Genomic DNA, 15292 nt, shown 5'->3' on the forward strand with positions numbered 1-15292 from the left:
TGCCAGACTTCCCGCTGTGAATAAAAACTCACAAAAACAGGGGCTTGCAGATGCTAATACGTTTTTAAAATAAATAATCTGAAATTTACTGATGATCTCCTACCCTTATCAATACATGGGTTTCGGGAGATGGTTATCATGAGCTTGCCTACCCCCCTTTTTTCAGGGGCCACTAGTATTGCATTAGGTGAGGTGATTTATTACGGGCAGCATCCAGGTGTAGAGAGGTATTTGGCTGGATTCGATTCGAACCTAAATACATTCAAACACGCGAACATGGCGCGAGAGTTCATTGCTGCCCGTACCGGTGTGCAGAGTGACGGAGAAAATTTGTCAGGTTTTGGGTCTGCTCGAAGTATTGTAGAGCGTTTATTACTGTGGTCATGGATTATTCTGGAAAAGTCTATAGACGTAGTAGACAAAGACGAATTTCGGGCATTCTTAGAATTCAACTCAGTGCCACCCTCCGATTGGGTAAGTGACTTCGCACGCCAGCGATTTAAGTGGGTTGATGGCGTCGGCTACATTGCTAACCCAGCATGGCGGCCATTTTCCAAGCCCGCCAATGGGACTGGGATGCGTACGATGAGCATGTTCAAGCTCATAGTCTCCTTCTGTACGTCTTTCTATGATTTCCTTATCCATAAAGGGATTTGCCAGTTTAATCCGGCGCGGAATTTCGAACGGCTTCCCCTTCAAACTTTAAGTGTCGAAGCTAGGGCAATTGACCGCGGACTGACGGTTTGGCATGTGGATCAAATTCTCAGAATTGGCGCTAATCTGACTTGTGGTCGCCATGAGCGGGCCTTATTCATAGTTGCCATGATGAGATACCTGCTAGTGCCAATTCGGTGGATCGCGAAAGACTTAAGAAGAACTCCTTCCTTCAACCTCTTAAGACATACCACCTCCGGTGTTCAGTATCTAGTTGACGGTCTACGGGGTGTCCAAGCAGTGACTGCCCCAAACACATTCATCTCATATCTAGAAAGGTATCGCGCAAGTCGTGATCTGCCTAGGAAGGCTCCTGACGATGAGGATGAGCCGTTGCTGGTGACCTCCCATGGTCGACCTGGTTTGACGCAACGTCAAATCAGAAACTTGGTTAATGAGCTTGTGACGCTAACGGTTAACCAGCTGGAAATTGAGGGTGCGGATAATCAGGAAATAATTTCCCTAAAGACATCGTGCTTGGACTCTATACGAATTGCGAGCATCAGTGGCAGCCTTCAAGAGTTTGGTATATATGAAACTCAAAAGAAATTAGGTTCTGAAGTCTTCAGTTCGATTCTCCGTAAAGGACTCTGACTGGTTATGTGATCTAGACGCTTTGACACAGCTGCATTAGGGGTTAACGATCTTTTGCTCATCACTCGCGCGTAGGCGTGGAGTCAAGGGGCTTGTTTCGCAGGGCGCTTCTAATTCGTGATTCATTGAAGACATGCTGCCGCCCTACTCCTGAATCCCAATTTCCTCCTTTGAGGATTGTCGGAAATTCGAGAGCTGGCGCGCACCCCCTTCGCCTGGAAGACTTGGGTCGCAGAGGGTCTTATATACAGGTGATTGAATCGCCCCGGATTCTCTAGACACCTTGCAAGCTCATTGCGTAACGCTTTTCAAACTCTACCGGTGACAGCTGATTGTTGAAACCATGGCGGCGTTTTACGTTGTTGCCTCGGCGACTCATGCTGGCAACCAAATTGTTTGCCTTCAAAAAGCTGCGCCAATCGGAGCTGCTGTACTGGCTGCGTTGGTCGGAATGAACCATCACCTCTTGCTTCGGTTTACGCCTCCAAACCGCCATCAACAACGCATCAATAGCCAAATCACTGGTCATCTGCGACTTCATTGATCAGCCAACGACCTGCCGAGAAAACAGATCCAGTACCACCGCCAAATACAACCAGCCTTCATACGTACCAATGTACGTGATGTCGTTTACCCAAACCGGTGGGTTCCACAACATCGAACTGGCGCTTCAGCAAATTGGGTGAGACGACCGCTGGCTTACCGCCGTACTTTCCAGGGCAGCGTCGATAACCTGTCTGAGAACGCCGACCGTCAAGACGCATCAGCCTCGCCACACGATGACGACCACAATCCTCACCGACCTCGCGCAGATCGTCGTGGATTTTGCGATAGCCATAAACGCCACCGCTCTCCAGCCAGGAATGCTTGATCAAACCCAGCAGTCGCTTGTCGTCTTTGGCGCTTACAGATTGCGGCTCTGGGATGGACTTTCAGCGTCAGGCAAAGCCGTCGAATCGAATAGTCGCCCGCGCGCTGCTTGATAAAGGCGTACTTCAGCCGCACTCCTTGGCAAAGTACGCGGCGGCCTTTTTTAATATGTCTCGATCTTCAGTGACGCGCTTGAGTTCCGCTCGCAGACGACGTAGCTCAGCGTGCTGATCATCCTCAGCGACAGGCAGCTTCTTTTCGGTCACTTGATTGACTGCTTGGATTTTGAATTCTTCGGGGTAACGCGGGTTGCTCATGGCACCTCCTGATTGGCCTCAGTTTAAGGCATGGAGGTGTCTACGAAACCCGGGGCGATTCACTCCTCTGCGTATCCTTGAAATCTTTAAGATCGTCCGTGCTCGTGCTGATGCACGCGACTTCCAGCAGTTCGACTCCTTGGGCTGCTGTGTGGCTCCTCTCCCCCCTCATTATGACCCCACCGCCTCTCACTTAGAAGCCGCTTCCATTTCTTCCTGCACCTGTCTGATTAGGGAGGCTAGATTAACGGTTGGGTCGAGGATCAGGAAAGTCTCGATTATCAGAGTGAGAGGATGAACACCAGTGCGCTCGGCCAATGCAGCTGCTTTGTCAATGGTAACGTTTTTCAGTCCGCGCTCTAGCGTGCTGATATAGGTCCTACTGCTGATGTCGTGGAAATCTTCCTGCGTCAAGCCCCGACGAACCCGGGCATTTCGAAGCGCAATCCCGAACGCCTGCTTCACTTCCATGACCGTTCCTCGCAAAAGGAACGATGAAGCCTTTTTGCTCACTATAGGGCTACAATCTATAGTGTTCATTTCGGTAGAATTGCGTTGAGTCGATGCCAATCTGCAAGGGAAATTTCTTGGAGCTGTCGCGGGCTTTTTTTCTATCCGTCGCAAGCAGTGCATTTTCCAAAACCGATGCCTTCTACCAGTCAGGGTGCCCTAATTGATTTTTGTTTATGACCCCGCCCAGCGTGAGGTACGGAATTGCACTCACGGAGAAATAGAGGGACTATGCTTTGTTGCCACTATCATCTCCCTGCACACAGGGCAGACCAATCGTGCAGCCATACTCAACTGTGCTTACGAATTACAGTACTACCTAGCTGCAGTCACGGACGTAGAGGTTAGGCATGTTCACATGATGTGCCCACCGTCCATCAGCGGTCGCACTCACTGGACTTTAGAGGAGCTAGAGAGCGTTACCGTCTTCAACGGCATCTCTACTGATCAAAGCGCGGTCGTTTACCGAACTGCTTCAGCCAGTTACAAGCTGGGTGACCTGGATCTTCGTCGGAAAAAGAAATCACGGGTGTTGTATTGCCCCAGGCACCTTCAACAACAGAACTTTCAGCTATCAGAGAACTATTCGGCAACATCCAATACCCAGCTTTTTGGACCCTTAGGGAGACAGTAAGAAACATGAGGTTCCACCAACCGCTCTATGAGTACTTTGCATGTTCAGGCCTGCTGGCTGCTACAGGTCATCCAAGATAGATGAGCTTGCTATACCGTCGTAGTCACCGCTGGTGCAACGACTCCGACCTGAATGACCTCCTCGGCTAGCGCGCTGACTAGACAGCGCTGGCTGAATAACCGCATAGATACCAAACATGGAGATGGTGTGGTTTCACAGAGCACTCGTTCGCATCAGACTTCGCCAGGCGGTCGCATGCGATTCAAGCACCGATCTGCATCGAATTTGACCACAGCGCTTCCAGAGTGAGGAAATTTCTCCAACGCACAACAAGCCTGCCGCGCACCGAGTGTTCGGCAAATCAAGACGAGTTACTCGCTTTCTGCGTTGGAGATAGTCTCCAGCAGTGCTTGATGCACCTAGTATTATAATGACTTTTGAAGCTCAAAAAGGGGGGAGGATGAAGGGGCGACGAAAAGTAAAGAAACTCAAGTGGAAAATGAAAGCAGATTTTGAAGAGCATGCTCAGGCCTTGCTTCGGAACAGATCTGATGAACAGAACAGGTTTCTGGACTGCGCCCTGTTAGACGGACGCGAACTAGAACCGGTTGGAAGGCTCGCCGGCTGATCCACGCATCTAGGGATAGCGATTCAGTAAGAAATACCATGGATCTTTTGACCCTTACCAAGTCAATGGATGTTTTCAAACACGCAACCGAGGAGTGCTGATGGTGGGCGATGTTGGCTATTTGTCGGGTTTTGGTGGCTTCACTCCGGGCATGGCTAACGTGTTCTGCACAGGAATCCGTTGCGTAGCATAAAGCCGGATTGATTTCGTCCAAGCATTCACGCATGGGGGGCCTTAGCCTAAGGAACCGAGTAGCCTGATCTCTGTGTGGCCGATACGGCACGTCGACTAACTGTAGGTCAAGACACCATGGGGAACGCTCGCCAAGCGTAAGCACCTAATTACGGCAGCACGATGACTCTGAGGGCCTAAACATGACCATGCCGATTGAACGTACCCGGGCAGTCATCCAAACGGGGGAGTTTCTGCTTGAGCTCTCCCAAGACTTATCGATGCCAGAAAGGGTACGCCGTGACGCCAAATTCCTCCTGCGTCACTATCCGTCTCAGTTTCAGGTGCTGCTGGCAGGACGGATTGAAGAAGCGTCAGATACTGACGTGTCCCCGATGGGCCCAGTCTTCAGCTCCGCAATCGATAGCAGCTACCACAGCCCGTTCGTTTGCGCTGCAGCCGACAAAGCTTCCAGATGACATGCTGGGATCGCGCCATCAAAGCCGTGACTGCCGCTCGAAAGGTTGTGTTTTTACCGGCGCCGGCATGTCTGCTGAAAGTGGAATTCCGACCTCCCGCGACAAACGCACAGGCCTTTGAGAAAGGAACGATCCTGAGCGGTTGGAAACGGCCCAGGCTTTCCGAACATCCTCTCGCTATTTCTGTTGGCTCTGCCGAGAAGCTATCTCGGGTTGCTCAAGCGTTCTAAATATCCTGATGATGCCTGAACCCGTAGGCGCGACTGGATGCTCATCCCACCATGCAGCTATCAACGGACAGATGAGCTCAGGATTAACGTTTTACCTTCAAAAGAACAGCAACACCGAGGACAGCGGAAAGAATAGAGCCCATAAGCACTCCAACCTTCACCTCATCGACCAGATGCGGGTTATCCGGGAAGGCCAGCGCCCCGATGAAGAGGCTCATTGTGAAACCAATGCCGCACAGCAGCGCTACACCGTACAGCTGAGACCAATCACATTGCTCAGGCAGCTTGGCCAGCCCTGTGCGAATAGCCAGCGCAGCCAAACCAAACACGCCAATTTGCTTGCCTAGCAATAGCCCAAGCGTTACTCCCAGAGGTACCTGGTCGATAAGGTTATTAGGCGAGATACCAGCAAGAGAGACACCCGCATTGGCAAAACCGAATATGGGCACAACGGCGAAAGCGACCCACGGGTGCAGCTTTTCTTCCAAGTGGATGAGCGGCGATTTGCACTCGCTGCTCGCCGCCCGCATCGGAATGCACAGTGCGAGAATGACACCGGCCAAGGTCGCGTGAATACCAGACTGAAGCATAAAGAACCACAGCAGACCGCCCGCTATCAGGTAAGGCCAGAGCCGAGTCACACCGAATCGGTTGAGCATCACCAGGAACACAATAACGCCCAGTGAGGCCAGCAACATACTGACCGACAAGCCGCTGGTGTAAAACAGAGCGATGATGAGCACGGCACCCAGGTCATCAAGAATCGCAAGCGCAGACAGAAAGATTTTCAACGAGGTGGGCACACGTTTACCTAGCAGCGACAGTACGCCCAAGGCAAACGCAATATCGGTCGCAGCCGGAATAGCCCACCCTCCCAAAGTTTTGGCGTTACCCCAGTTGACCGCAATATAGATCAAAGCAGGTACAAGCATACCGCCTAACGCGGCGAATCCTGGAAGAGCGCGCTGGCTCCAGCTCGATAACTGGCCGACCAACATTTCGCGCTTGATCTCCAACCCCACCAGCATGAAAAAGACCGCCATCAGTCCATCATTGATCCAGTGCTCAATCGAGAGGCCAACGACTTTTACATGCAGTGACGAGAAGTAAATGTCTGCCAACGGAGAGTTAGCAACGAGGAGTGCTATCAAAGCAGCGGCCATGAGTATCAGGCCACCCGCTGATTCCGCGGCCAGGAAACGGGAGAAAAAAGCACGCGTGGCGGGAGATTCACGATGGCCGTGGGTTTTATCCGGACGTGAGGATTTCAAGCTCATAGGCACAGTCACTCCGCGCGGCGGCCCGACCTGCGCTGAATTAAACCTGCCCTCCCGCGTTTTGCGGTGACACCCGCGGGATATTCTACATGATAGGTTCCTGCAAGACCGCCTATCGGTTGTACGAGTGCGCTACGGCCGGTTATTATCCTGTGGTCTGTATACGACACGCCGAAGGATTTACCTTGCCACGCTCGAACTGGCTGCCTACGCCGCCATAGCGCTCCGCCCCCTCGCACGCCCCTGACCGCCTCCTAGCTGCGGTCGTATTTTGCTGCGCCAGCTTTTTTGGCCGCGGCCATTCCACAACTCAATTGAAGACACAAGCACACACGGCTCAGTGCTAACCGCTGCGCGGGACGTGGTGCCTGCCATGGGTAAATAAATGTTTGAAAAGATCAAAGTTGCTTGGCTGTCAAATATCCGAGCCGATGTCCTCGCGGGCCTCGTTGTTGCACTGGCGCTTATTCCAGAGGCTATTGCCTTTTCTATTATTGCCGGCGTCGACCCCAAGGTTGGCCTTTATGCCTCTTTCTGTATCTGCACTGTGATCTCGTTTGTTGGGGGGCGTGCGGCGATGATCTCGGCGGCCACCGGCGCCATGGCGTTGCTCATGGTAAACCTGGTCAAGGATCATGGCCTTCAGTACCTCCTCGCCGCCTCGCTGACGTGCGGCGTACTTCAAATAATCGCGGGCTATCTGCGGCTGGGCAAGCTGATGCGCTTCGTATCGCGATCAGTCGTCACAGGATTCGTTAACGCCTTGGCGATCCTGATTTTCATGGCGCAGCTTCCAGAACTCACCGGGGTAACCTGGCCCGTTTACGCCATGACTGCTGGCGGACTGGCGATTATTTACCTTTTCCCAAGGCTGCCGGGCGTAGGAAAACTGCTCCCCTCGCCGCTCTTATGCATCATCGTGCTGACTGCGATTTCGATCTACATGGGCCTGAATTTACATACGGTGGGCGACATGGGCTCGCTGCCTGATAGTCTGCCGATATTCTTGTGGCCAAGCGTGCCACTAAACCTTGAAACACTGATGATCGTACTGCCTTACTCTGCCGCGCTGGCAGTGGTCGGTTTGCTGGAGTCGATGATGACGGCAACCATCGTCGACGACCTGACAGACACGAGCAGCGACAAGAATCGTGAATGCAAAGGCCAGGGCATCGCCAACATCACCAGCAGTCTCATTGGCGGCATGGCGGGCTGCGCGATGATCGGGCAGTCGATGATCAACGTTAAATCTGGCGGACGAACCCGCTTGTCTACGCTGAGTGCAGGAGCTTCACTGCTGATCATGATGATCTTCATGGGCGACTGGCTCGCCCGCATACCGATGGCCGCGTTAGTCGCCGTGATGATCATGGTCTCCATCAGCACCTTCAGTTGGGACTCCATCCGCAATCTCAAAGACTATCCGCTCTCAACGAACATCGTGATGTTGGTCACGGTGGTCGTGGTCGTCGTGACCCATAACCTGGCCTACGGCGTTGTCGCAGGCACCTTGCTGGCCGCCATGTTCTTCGCCAACAAGATCGGACATTACCTGGAGGTCACTTCTCAGCATGACCCCGCACATGCCCATCGCACTTACTACGTCACAGGCCAGGTGTTTTTTGGCTCAGCAGACAGGTTCACTCATTCGTTCGATCTTAAGGAACGACTGGAGACCCTGACCATCGATCTTCGAGAGGCCCACTTTTGGGATATTACTTCAGTCGCTGCGCTCGACAAGGTAGTGCTGAAGCTGCGCCGAGAAGGGATTCACGTAGATGTCATCGGGATGAACCAAGCTACGTCCACGATCGTGGATCGCTTTGGCGTTCACGACAAACCCGCTGGCATAAATAAGTTGAGGGGGCATTAATCTGGCCCGCGCAAACCTGTTCATTGCACTCAATCGAATAGATTGCAGCCCAAAAAGACGTCATGTGACGGTGACATATTCGATCGAAGGGCTATGCAACCGGCAGGTTTTGCCGGGTTTGTTCTCAAAGCTTGTTAGGATAAAGGCGCTTACATCTCGTTTTACCATAGGAACAGCGGGGATAATGACAACTGCGCGTTAAAACGCGCCAACAACAAGGAGATTCTCATGGTTGAAAAGCCTACGGATGATCGGCCTAACACCCCTCACGTCCCCAGTGAGGACGGTATTCCTGCTCCTAGTGGAGCTGCCAACCTTATCGACACTGACTACGTCATCGGTCAAGACAATATCAAAGGAGAGTTTTCGTTCTCGCTCGATATCCACGGCAAAGTATTTATCATTTCAGCCGCCACAATTTTACTGTTCGTGATTCTGACATTGGCACTGCAGAATGAGGTAGAACCCCTCTTCAGCGCCATCCGGAACTGGTTGACTAGTCACCTCGCCTGGCTCTTCATGAGCATTGCGAACGTTTTTGTGGTGCTGTGCATTGCGTTGATTTTCTCCCCATTGGGAAAGGTGCGTTTGGGCGGCAGAGATGCCAAACCAGACCACTCCTACGTCGGATGGTTTTCAATGCTGTTTGCCGCGGGCATGGGCATTGGCTTGATGTTTTATGGCGTCGCCGAACCCATGTCGCATTACGCGGCGTCCATGGGAGGCGTGACAGTCGATGCGAGCGGCGTGCGTACGGACTGGGCGCCGTTGGGCGGTGCAGCAGGCGATATGAAAGCATCCGCCGACTTGGCAATGGCCGCTACGATCTTTCATTGGGGACTTCATCCCTGGGCGATCTATGCGATTGTGGCGTTGTCCCTGGCGTTGTTTTCTTACAACAAGGGCTTACCGCTTTCGATACGCTCGATTTTCTATCCACTGTTGGGTGAGCGCGTTTGGGGCTGGCCGGGGCATATCATCGATATCCTGGCGGTATTCGCCACGCTATTCGGGTTGGCAACCTCTCTGGGCATTGGTGCAGAACAGGCTGCCGCGGGGATTGAATATCTCTTCGGGATACAATCGACGAATCTCAGTAAAGTCGTGCTGATCGTTGGCATTACCTTGATCGCGCTGTGGTCAGTCCTTTCCGGTTTGGACAAGGGCGTCAAAATGCTTTCCCAGATCAATATGGGACTCGCATTGCTCTTACTGGTGTTTATCATCGTAGTGGGACCGACCTTGGCCATCTTCACAGGGTTCTTCAAGAACCTGGTGACGTATGTTGAATACCTGCCGGCACTGTCGAATCCATTCGGCCGCACTGACACCCAATTCACCCAAGGCTGGACTGCCTTCTACTGGGCGTGGTGGATCAGTTGGTCGCCGTTTGTAGGCATGTTTATCGCGCGCGTCAGTCGTGGTCGAACGGTCAGAGAGTTTCTGATCTCGGTCTTGCTCGTTCCCTCAGTGGTGTCTGTGCTGTGGATGACAACGTTCGGCGGAACGGCCATTGACCAAACGACCTTACAGGGCCTGGTGGGCGTCAAGGACGCTGTGCTGGAGCTGAAGTTGTTCGCCATGCTGGGAGAGCTGCCGCTTAAAGAGATCACCTCCTTCCTGGGCATCGTTCTGGTCATTGTGTTTTTTATTACATCCTCGGACTCAGGCTCCTTGGTAATCGATACGATCACCGCCGGCGGCAAGGTGGATGCGCCTGTGCCTCAACGAGTGTTCTGGGCAGTCATCGAGGGCGTGATTGCGATTGCCCTTCTGTTGGGTGGGGGGCTGGTGGCACTGCAGGCAATGGCAGTATCCACAGGTTTACCTTTCGCAATCGTTCTAATGCTCGGGTGTATATCGCTGGTGAAAGGACTGATGTCGGAGCCTCGTTAGCAAATCGGGTTTTCGCTGTCAGCGCACAGCAAACAACCCCTGACGCCATCGCCTGGAGCGATGGCGTCAGCCTGAGCGGCCGACATTTACGACGAAAAAACCCTCTCCGTAAGAATTTGGTACATGCCTGCATGACCGTTCACGTTCCGGTTTCCAGCAGAATTCCATATTTGAAACTCAAACGTAGATAAGCACTGTCGCACTGGATATCAGCAAATGCATCACCGGATGCGCGCAGGCGACTTAGCAGAGCAGTTAAAAGCGAGAGGCCTGATTAAGTTTATTAACGTCAGGTCGATAGTCTAGATACCTAGATCATTCCCTCGCAGTCAGGAAGCTCGCATGCACCTTAGAAATCTCAACGTAGCTCCACGCGCTTCCTTGTTTTTTGCGTCAATCATTATGTTGGTCTTTGTGCTCGGCGCAGTTGCTGCTGTGCAGATGGGCAAGCTGCGGGACGCCGAAAAAGATGTCGAAACCAATTGGCTTCCAAGTGTCCGACAAACGGCACTGATGAACGTTGGAGTAATGCGGCTCAGACTTGAAACTCAACGTGCACTCGCTGACCCTCAAGCACTTCAATCGACGGTTGCGTCCTTCGCAGGTTACCGGAGGGCTTTCGCGGATGCGGTTCTGAATTATGAACCGCTAATCGCTAACAACGACGAACGCACGCGTTATCTAGTAGTGAAAGCATCCGCCGATGCGTATGCCAAACAGTTGGATATCCTAGAACCTTTGATGGCGCGCGGTGACATATCTGCCGCTGTCAACCTGGTGAGTACAGGTATCCGGCCGTTGACTAATAGGATGGAGGGTGAAATCAAAGCTCTGACCGACTTCAACAACGACGGCGCCACAGCGGCTGGGCAATACGCAACCAATACTTACTCCAACGGTATCTGGGTAATCATTGGCCTTATTTCAGTTGTCGTAGTCCTAACTGTGGCGTTGGCAACACTTCTGACCAAGAGCATTACGACCCCAATCGGTGCAGCGTTATCTGTGGCAGAACGCATCGCCGGCAGTGATCTCTCCAAAGAAGTGCACGTCAGCGGGAAGGATGAAGCCGGACGCCTGTTAAATGCGCTGGCCCAAATGCAAGAGAACCTTCGCAGAACCATCATGCAAATCGGCGACTCATCTACACAGCTGGCCTCCGCCGCAGAAGAAATGACAGCGGTCACTGAGGAATCCAGTCGAGGTCTCATCTCCCAAAATGATGAGGTCAACCAAGCTGCCACTGCGGTAACTGAGATGAGTGCGGCGGTTGATGAGGTGGCCCGTAATGCGGAGTCGGCCTCGGAAGAGTCGCGTCGCACCCAGGGCTTTACTGAGACCGGTTTAGAGCGAGTCTCTCAAACGTTGAAGTCGATTCAAAAACTCAGCGGCAATGTTGAAGCCACGAGTGACAAGATTCAGGTTTTGTCACAGCGGGCTCAAAGCATCAACAAAGTCGTCGAAGTGATTCGTGCAATCGCAGAGCAAACTAACCTTCTGGCGTTGAACGCAGCGATTGAAGCTGCCAGGGCTGGTGAGCAAGGTCGCGGCTTTGCAGTCGTTGCTGACGAGGTCAGGGCGTTGGCGCACAGAACGCAGTCTTCCACTCAAGAGATCGAACAGATGATCTCCGCAATGCAGAGCGATTCAGCTGAAGCAGTCGAAGCCATGAGTAAAAGCAAAGAGCTAGCAACTCAATCCCTCGATGTGGCACAGGAGGCCAGCAGTTCACTGGATCAGATCGCCAAGGCCATTACGCAGATTAATGAGCGAAATATGTTGATCGCAACTGCGTCTGAAGAACAGGCCCATGTTGCCCGAGAAGTTGATCGTAATCTCGTCAGCATTCGAGAGCTTGCCGTGCAGAGTTCTGCAGGCGCCAGTCAAACAGCCAGCGCATGCGGGGAAATGTCAAAGCTGGCGGTTGATCTTAATAAGATGGTGAATCGCTTCGTTGTTTGAAAAAAATGACGCAGGACACGCGATGTGTGCCTGGCGCGATGAGGGCTCTCAAACGGATAATGAGACACGCTGAGTGCTTGACTGGAAGTCTTTTGAAAGCTCAATCAACGAGGTAATGGCAGCCCGCGCTTGCAGGCTATTCCTCCCGCACATCGATCCGGTTACGGCCGATGCCTGAGCCAGGATGTCACAAGCATTCACCATACGGAGTACCGCTAGTGAATCAATGCCCACAGGAATATCGGTCGGACAGGCGCTAACGTTTCACTATCAAGCGGTGACTCAGTTCCATAACTCGCCAACAGGCGTTGACGCTGAGTAATAAGTCGCTACCTGCGCCTGCAAAAGTTCTGCGGTTGCCAGGGCATCGGTTAATGCATGGTGAGCGTGATAAGCCGGAAGACCAAGGCGCGCCCGGCTATCCGCCAGCCTTATGGACGGTTGTGAGCGCCCCATAAGTCGGGCGAACCATCCACGTTTTTGCCTATGTAGTCGGGCTTCCAGTTGCATCGTATCAATGACCGGGAACTCAAACCCCTCCCCTAAATGCCTACGCACTGCCTGATCCAAAAAGGCTCGCTCAATATTCCGATAATGGACGACCATCACCTTGCCTGCCATGGCGTCCAGCAATGGGGCCAGTACCTGCTCAAAGGTGGGAGCATCTGAAATTTCAGCATGGGTTATGTGATGAAACGTCACCGACTTTTCATTCAGCTCGGACGCTGGTTTTATCACCCAGTAAAGCGAACTCCCACAATAAATGCGCTGCAGCGTGAACGGCATTACCCCGATGCTCACAATACTGTCAGCCTGTGCATCAAGGCCGGTGGTTTCCACGTCCATGGCCAGCAGTTGCAAGCTGTCAATGGAGGTCTGTGCCGAGACCGCGCCGGCTTGATAGAACTGTCGCAAGCGGCTGTTAACGGCATTGTCTGCCAGGGTCTCGAACCTGGAAGACCACTCCAGCACTTTATGATTGGGCTGCGCTTTCACGTGTTTCATGACGACAGGCGACCCTTTGACGGATAACGGAAGCGCAAGAAATTCTGGCCATTACTCAAGACCTGAAACGCCTCTTTGAGATTATGTCGTTCACTGTTGGAAAAGCGTTCCGGCTCAACATAATTATTGAGCGCCGCTCCCTGCTCCAGTGCGTCAACCTGATGTCGAATTCGCACCATCGACAGGAACTCCAGCGCGTATCGGAGTTGCTTTAATGCTTCAGGCGGAATGACGTTGCTGTTCGCGATGGCGTCCATACGATCAAATGAATTCTGCGCGGTACTGCCACACGCGAGCGCGTGGATGCGGATCAGGTCTGTAAGCGGTGCGGTACCTCGCCCCTTCAGGTTGATGATCCGTTTGTGCTGTCCGTCTGTCTCAACCACAAAGGTCCGGAAAAAGCCCAATGGCGGCGTCCGGTTAAGGGCAATTCGAGCCATGGCACTTAGAAAAACAGGATGTGCGCTGGATTTTCGAGCACACAGAACTTTCAGTTCCTGCACAAGCTCGAGCTCGCCAAACACACCATCCAGATCGAAAAAAATACAACTATTGAGCAACGTCTTGGGGTTTGGCTTTTCGATCCACTGATCAAAATAACTTCGCCATACCTTCAACGGCTGACGCCACTGATCGTTCGTCGCCATGATTCCGCCTTTGCAATAGCTGTAACCGCATGCGGCCAGGCCATCACTCACAAACGTCGCCAACGCTCGGAAGTAAGCATCGTGCTGGATTGGATCGAAGCGGTCGTCGAGCACCAGGGCATTATCCTGGTCCGTCACCAACAACTGCTCATCACGCGCCATGGAACCCAACACCATAAAGCAGTAAGGCACCGGAGGCGGCCCTAGTTTTTTCTCTGCGAGCTCCAGCAAACGCTGGGTAAAGGCCCGGCCAATACCGGAAATCGCGCTACCAATCATGTGCGCCGTCGCGCCGTCACGCACCATGCGGATGTAGGTTCCGCGCAGGTCACGCAGAAGCGATTTAAGGCCGTCGACCGAAGTCTGGTTAGAGATTCGGTTTACCAGGTACAAACTGCTGTGTGACTCGTAGCGGATGATATCCGACAGGTTGATCAGCCCAATCGGATGGCCATGATGGACCACCGGCAGATGGTGAATATTACGGCGCAACATCACCAGCATCGCTTCAAACACTGAGTCGTCTGCGCCTATCGTTACCGGCTCGGCCGTCATGATGTCTCGGGCAGCCGTTTCGTCAGCGTTTCGGCCGGCCGCGACAACACGTGTGCGAAGGTCCCGATCCGTCACGATCCCTTGGATTTCAGCCGCCTGCAAGCCCGCTGATGACATCACTAGAACGCAAGAAACGCTTTGTTCTGTCATGATTTTTGCCGCATCGCCGACGCAGGTATCCGACGAGACCCACACCAAGGGCCGAGAGATAAGTCCTCGGCATTTGAGCTGAATAAGCTCACTGGCACGCCCCTGCGCCTCAACGGCAGTCTTAAGCCTGGAGTGCCCCTCAGCTTCAACGAAGTCGGCGAAAGCATCATGCTGCGCGCAAAGGTCAGCGAACACGTCGGCGGGTATGTAATAGATCAGGCTATCTTCCAAGGCCCGGGCGGGAAAACGTACCTTGTTACTGCGCAATAAACCGGCCTGACCGAAGAGGTCGCCTTCGACAAGTCGGTTGTAGAGCTCGCCATTGCGCCGGTAAATCTCCACCGCACCGCTACGCACATAGTGCAAGTCATGAATGATCGCGCCCGCTTCAAGGATGTCGCTGCCGGCCTTGAAATAACTCACTTCTACCCGCCGAGCGATGGCGTCTACCGATTCCTTTGGCAGCGTATCAAATGGAGCAAAACGATAGAGGTGGTCGCTGATCTCCTGTAACTCGATTTGCATGAAACCTCGAAATGCTGAAAAGAATTAAAGTTACGAGCGCCCTACATCGCAAAGGGCAGTGGCCTTTCTGTGTCGCCCACCACATCACATCCCGATACGAGGATCAAGCGCCACGTCTGATCTACGCTATGAGTGGCAACAACTGCTGCGTAACGGCGGGCCGTCATATTTATAATCCCGGCAGGCGCGGCATTCACTGAATGCACAGCGCTGACGGCGGTTATTTCTGAACGGTCAGAAGCATTTGCGATCTGC

At 53.0% G+C, this 15292-nt stretch carries 9 protein-coding genes and 2 pseudogenes; 6 read left to right on the forward strand and 5 right to left on the reverse strand.

From position 1 onward, the window contains the following. The first annotated feature begins 138 nt into the window (after window positions 1-138). A complete protein-coding gene (locus CEC48_RS11075) occupies window positions 139-1308 on the forward strand; it encodes a hypothetical protein (RefSeq protein WP_088423774.1) in 1170 nt (389 codons plus the stop codon). Window positions 1309-1582: 274 nt separating this feature from the next. Here CEC48_RS11075 and CEC48_RS11080 read toward each other — a convergent pair. Next, window positions 1583-2495, reverse strand: a pseudogene (locus CEC48_RS11080) (IS3 family transposase). Between the two features lie 189 nt (window positions 2496-2684). Beyond that, window positions 2685-2966, reverse strand: coding sequence for a helix-turn-helix domain-containing protein (locus CEC48_RS11085; RefSeq protein WP_088423775.1), 282 nt, complete (start codon window positions 2964-2966; stop codon window positions 2685-2687). Window positions 2967-4647: 1681 nt separating this feature from the next. On the opposite strand from CEC48_RS11085, the gene CEC48_RS32030 reads away from it, so the two are divergent. Together CEC48_RS32030 and CEC48_RS32165 are read left to right on the forward strand one after the other, a co-directional pair. Further along, window positions 4648-4917: a BPSL0761 family protein gene (locus CEC48_RS32030; protein WP_305883179.1), complete on the forward strand. Its 270-nt coding sequence runs from the start codon at window positions 4648-4650 to the stop codon at window positions 4915-4917. Window position 4918: 1 nt separating this feature from the next. Beyond that, a pseudogene (locus CEC48_RS32165) lies at window positions 4919-5035 on the forward strand (hypothetical protein); the annotation flags it as partial. 195 nt (window positions 5036-5230) lie between these two features. Here CEC48_RS32165 and nhaA read toward each other — a convergent pair. Next, a complete protein-coding gene (nhaA, locus tag CEC48_RS11105) occupies window positions 5231-6424 on the reverse strand; it encodes a Na+/H+ antiporter NhaA (protein ID WP_088423778.1) in 1194 nt (397 codons plus the stop codon). 385 nt (window positions 6425-6809) lie between these two features. Between nhaA and CEC48_RS11110 the strand changes: the two genes are divergently transcribed. The 3 genes from CEC48_RS11110 (at window position 6810) to CEC48_RS11120 (ending at window position 12155) form a co-directional block, all read left to right on the forward strand. Further along, window positions 6810-8297: a SulP family inorganic anion transporter gene (locus CEC48_RS11110; RefSeq protein WP_088423779.1), complete on the forward strand. Its 1488-nt coding sequence runs from the start codon at window positions 6810-6812 to the stop codon at window positions 8295-8297. Window positions 8298-8525: 228 nt separating this feature from the next. Then, a complete protein-coding gene (locus CEC48_RS11115; RefSeq protein ID WP_088423780.1) occupies window positions 8526-10193 on the forward strand; it encodes a BCCT family transporter in 1668 nt (555 codons plus the stop codon). Between the two features lie 342 nt (window positions 10194-10535). Beyond that, window positions 10536-12155, forward strand: coding sequence for a methyl-accepting chemotaxis protein (locus CEC48_RS11120; protein ID WP_088423781.1), 1620 nt, complete (start codon window positions 10536-10538; stop codon window positions 12153-12155). A gap of 282 nt (window positions 12156-12437) precedes the next feature. Here CEC48_RS11120 and CEC48_RS11130 read toward each other — a convergent pair whose 3' ends face one another. Together CEC48_RS11130 and CEC48_RS11135 are read right to left on the reverse strand one after the other, a co-directional pair. Next, window positions 12438-13160, reverse strand: a complete 723-nt coding sequence (locus CEC48_RS11130; RefSeq protein WP_088423782.1) for a 3'-5' exonuclease — start codon at window positions 13158-13160, stop codon at window positions 12438-12440. After that, window positions 13157-15037, reverse strand: a complete 1881-nt coding sequence (locus CEC48_RS11135) for a DUF294 nucleotidyltransferase-like domain-containing protein (protein WP_088423783.1) — start codon at window positions 15035-15037, stop codon at window positions 13157-13159. The genes CEC48_RS11130 and CEC48_RS11135 overlap by 4 nt, the downstream gene beginning before the upstream one ends. Window positions 15038-15292: the final 255 nt, after the last annotated feature.

It is taken from the genome of Pseudomonas sp. K2I15, assembly GCF_002204795.1.
In the GTDB taxonomy this organism is placed as follows: domain Bacteria; phylum Pseudomonadota; class Gammaproteobacteria; order Pseudomonadales; family Pseudomonadaceae; genus Aquipseudomonas.

Bases quoted from the DNA above. Each gene is read 5' to 3' on its own strand.
- CEC48_RS11085 (WP_088423775.1), bottom strand. From the start codon at position 2,966: ATGGAAGTGAAGCAGGCGTTCGGGATTGCGCTTCGAAATGCCCGGGTT.
- CEC48_RS11130 (WP_088423782.1), bottom strand. From the start codon at position 13,160: ATGAAACACGTGAAAGCGCAGCCCAATCATAAAGTGCTGGAGTGGTCT.
- CEC48_RS11075 (WP_088423774.1), top strand. From the start codon at position 139: ATGAGCTTGCCTACCCCCCTTTTTTCAGGGGCCACTAGTATTGCATTA.
- CEC48_RS11110 (WP_088423779.1), top strand. From the start codon at position 6,810: ATGTTTGAAAAGATCAAAGTTGCTTGGCTGTCAAATATCCGAGCCGAT.
- CEC48_RS11135 (WP_088423783.1), bottom strand. From the start codon at position 15,037: ATGCAAATCGAGTTACAGGAGATCAGCGACCACCTCTATCGTTTTGCT.
- CEC48_RS32030 (WP_305883179.1), top strand. From the start codon at position 4,648: ATGCCGATTGAACGTACCCGGGCAGTCATCCAAACGGGGGAGTTTCTG.
- CEC48_RS11115 (WP_088423780.1), top strand. From the start codon at position 8,526: ATGGTTGAAAAGCCTACGGATGATCGGCCTAACACCCCTCACGTCCCC.
- CEC48_RS11120 (WP_088423781.1), top strand. From the start codon at position 10,536: ATGCACCTTAGAAATCTCAACGTAGCTCCACGCGCTTCCTTGTTTTTT.
- nhaA (WP_088423778.1), bottom strand. From the start codon at position 6,424: ATGAGCTTGAAATCCTCACGTCCGGATAAAACCCACGGCCATCGTGAA.